The organism is Paraplanobispora siamensis (assembly GCF_016863175.1).
Lineage (GTDB): Bacteria > Actinomycetota > Actinomycetes > Streptosporangiales > Streptosporangiaceae > Planobispora > Planobispora siamensis.
Window position 1 is genome coordinate 1 of record NZ_BOOJ01000126.1, and the last position, 2800, is coordinate 2800.

Here is a 2800-nt window from a genome sequence, read left to right on the forward strand (position 1 = left end):
GGAGGGCTTTTCCGCCGGGGCGGAAGGGGCCGGGCCGGTGAAGAGCCCTGCGGTAGCGGCCTTCGTCATCCAGTAAGCCGGGCGGGTGTAGCGGGAGAAGTGCCTCAAAGGTGCAGAAAAGTTGCCAGGGATAGAAAGTCCTAAAGTGCAAGATCCACCGCGAATCACGCGCTCGCACGGAGCCGAACCCGACCCCGTACATGCCTGAGCCGCGGGGAGTGTTTACGCCGTAAACACTCCCCGCGGCTCAGAAGGCCGATTCGCAGGCACCGTCGCCGGTGCCCAGGTGGGCCGCGAACCCGATCGGCCGGGGTACGGCCTCCGCCGTTCTGTCGTCCGGGGAGCCGACCCGCAAAAGCGGGCCGGCACGACCGGCGGAGATGCCGTAGCTCTTACATGCTATAATTTATTTGAATAGCTATTCAAGCAATATGTCAAGCAGCGCAGTTGACATAGACGGGTCGTTGGCCACCGTCATCGCCGGACTCGACGCGGGCGAGCATGGCGACCTGGCGGCGGTTGCCGACCATGGCCATGGCGAGGGCCTGGGCGGCGGCGAGCTGCCGGGCGAGGATGGCGTCGGCGCGGGGACGCAGGTCGAGCGGCAGTGGACCGAGGTTCTCGGGAGGCGACCAGGCGGCCGTGGGCGGGAGCTCGCGGCTGCGGTGGTCGCCGGCGAGCAGCTCCTCGGCGGCGGCGACGTCCATCTCCAGGGAGTCCAGCGCGGCGGACCAGGCGGCGTGCCAGTTGCCGGCCCCGGCCGGCTGCGCGCCCACCTCACGCCACCCGGGTGGCGGAGGCGAGGGTCCCGGCCTCGGTGACGGCGGTGCGCCAGGCGTCCCGCAGCGGCTCGACCAGGGACCTGCACGAGGCCACGATCTTCACGTCGGCGCGCACGTTGGCCTGGATGAGCTGGGTGAGCAGGAAGCCGTAGAGCTCGGCGAGGCCCGCCGCGCCGTCCCAGACGTCCGTCTTCAACGAGGAACGCAGCTCGATGATGATGTCCTGGGCGTGCATGAGCTGCTTGGCGGCGTTCTCGCGGTCGCCGGTGCCCAGCGCCTCCTCCGCCCTGACCAGGTCGAGGACGAGCCGGTCGTAGAGCATGACGAGCAGCTGACCGGGTGAGGCGGTGTTGACCGTGTCGGCGATGTACCGGGCTCGCATCGAAGGGTTGTTCATGGCGGCTATCCGTTGCTCGAGGGCGTGGGCAGGCTGGAGATCTGGCCGGCGAGCCAGGTGGACTGCTGGTTCAACTTGCCGAGTGAGACCTCAAGGTTGGCGAACTGCTTGCGCAACGCGGCTTCGCGGTTCTCCAGGCGCAGGTCCCAGGCGTCGATCCGCTTGTTGAGGTCGGTGACCATGCTCTCGCTGCCTTTGATGGCTTTGGTGATGGTCGTCTTGCTGTTGTTGGCGGCGATCGAGATCCGCTCGGCGAGTCCCATGACGGCGGTCAGCTTGGACTTGGGGACCTGCGTCCCGTCGGGCGCCGTGGTGATCTGGACCGCGGGATCCTCGGCCGTCACCGCGTTCACGACCTTGGCCGGGTCGGCCGCGTAGGCCTTGAGGAACTTCTCACGGTCGAAGGTGAGCTTGCCGTACCGGTCGAGCTCGACGCCGAACTGCGAGAAGCTGCCGGACCCGCTCTGGCCGGTGCCGACCTGCCCGAGCATGGTCTGGGAGATCTGACGGACGGTGGAGTTGCCGGAGAGTGGCTGCTTCGTCTTGGCCCCGGCGGTGTAGGCGGTCTGGGTGCCGATCTCGCTCAGCACGGCGTTCGTCGCGTCGACGAAGGCCTTCATCTTGTCGGCGACGGCCTCGTTGTCCGCGTCGACCGTGACGGTGACGTTGTTCTCCAGCTTGGTCACGTTGATGGTCGTGCCGGTCAGGACGCCGGTGATGGCGTTGCTGGCACTGGTGACGGTGTAGCCGGAGCCGTTCGGGTCGCCCACCTCGATCGTGGCGTTGGCGGCGGGGACGATGTCGTCGGGGGCGCCGCCGGCCAGGCCGGTGATGGTGAAACCGTTGGCCGTGCCGGTCTTGGTGGAGTTGAGCTGGAGCACGGGGCCCTGGTCGGTGTTCAGGACCGAGGCGCGCACGTTCAGGCCCGCGGAGTTGATCGCCTCCGCGACGCCCTGCGGGGTGTTCGTGGTGACGTTGATCTCCACCGCGGCGGCGCCGCCGATGGAGATGCCGACCTTCGAGACGCCGGCCGCCAGCGCCGGGTCGGTGGCCGAGGCGTACTTGGCGGTGCTCACCTGCGACTTGGCGACGCTGGTGACGTTGAAGCTGACGCTTCCGGGAACGGCGCCGGCCGTCGTGGTCGCGGTGACCGTGGACGAGGAGGACGACGCCTTGCCGATCTGCCAGGAGGTGGTCTTCAGCATGTCGTCGGCGGCGCTCTTGAGCGAGGCCAGCTTGGTGTTGATCGCCTGGTAGGCGGTCTGCACCTTCTGCTGGGTTGTGACCTTGCTCTGGAGCTGGGTCTGTGGAGCCCGCTCGATCTGCATGAGCTGGGAGATCAGGGAACTGGTGCTCAGGCCACTGACAAGGCCGTCGACGGTACTGCCAGCCACGTATGTGCGTCCTCTCTGTGCTGCCCGCTCCCGGGCGGGCGTTCACGCCACCCCGGGAGTGACGTGCCGTACGTCCCCGCGGGAGGAGACGTGCCGAAAAAGGCGGAGGGGCGGCCGGCGGTTCACGCCGGCCGCCCCTTCGTTGATGCGTTGCCGCTCATCAGCGGGCGCGGTTAGCGCCTGCCGATGATTAACCCAGGAGCTTCAGGACACCCTGCGGGGCCTGG

3 protein-coding genes are annotated in these 2800 nt (G+C 68.1%); all 3 read right to left on the reverse strand.

The features are described 5' to 3' along the window. Positions 1-434 precede the first annotated feature (434 nt). From Psi01_RS42810 to fliD, 3 genes are read right to left on the reverse strand one after another with little or no spacing between them, the layout of a single operon-like run. On the reverse strand, positions 435-776 hold the full coding sequence (locus Psi01_RS42810; RefSeq protein WP_204069945.1) for a hypothetical protein: 342 nt from the start codon (positions 774-776) through the stop codon (positions 435-437). Between the two features lies 1 nt (position 777). Beyond that, positions 778-1179: a flagellar export chaperone FliS gene (gene fliS / locus Psi01_RS42815; protein WP_204069946.1), complete on the reverse strand. Its 402-nt coding sequence runs from the start codon at positions 1177-1179 to the stop codon at positions 778-780. A 5-nt stretch (positions 1180-1184) separates the two neighbouring features. Next, entirely contained in the window at positions 1185-2573 is a 1389-nt protein-coding gene (fliD, locus tag Psi01_RS42820) for a flagellar filament capping protein FliD (RefSeq protein WP_204069947.1), read from the reverse strand. Positions 2574-2800 lie beyond the last annotated feature (227 nt).

Bases quoted from the DNA above. Each gene is read 5' to 3' on its own strand.
- fliS (WP_204069946.1), bottom strand. From the start codon at position 1,179: ATGAACAACCCTTCGATGCGAGCCCGGTACATCGCCGACACGGTCAAC.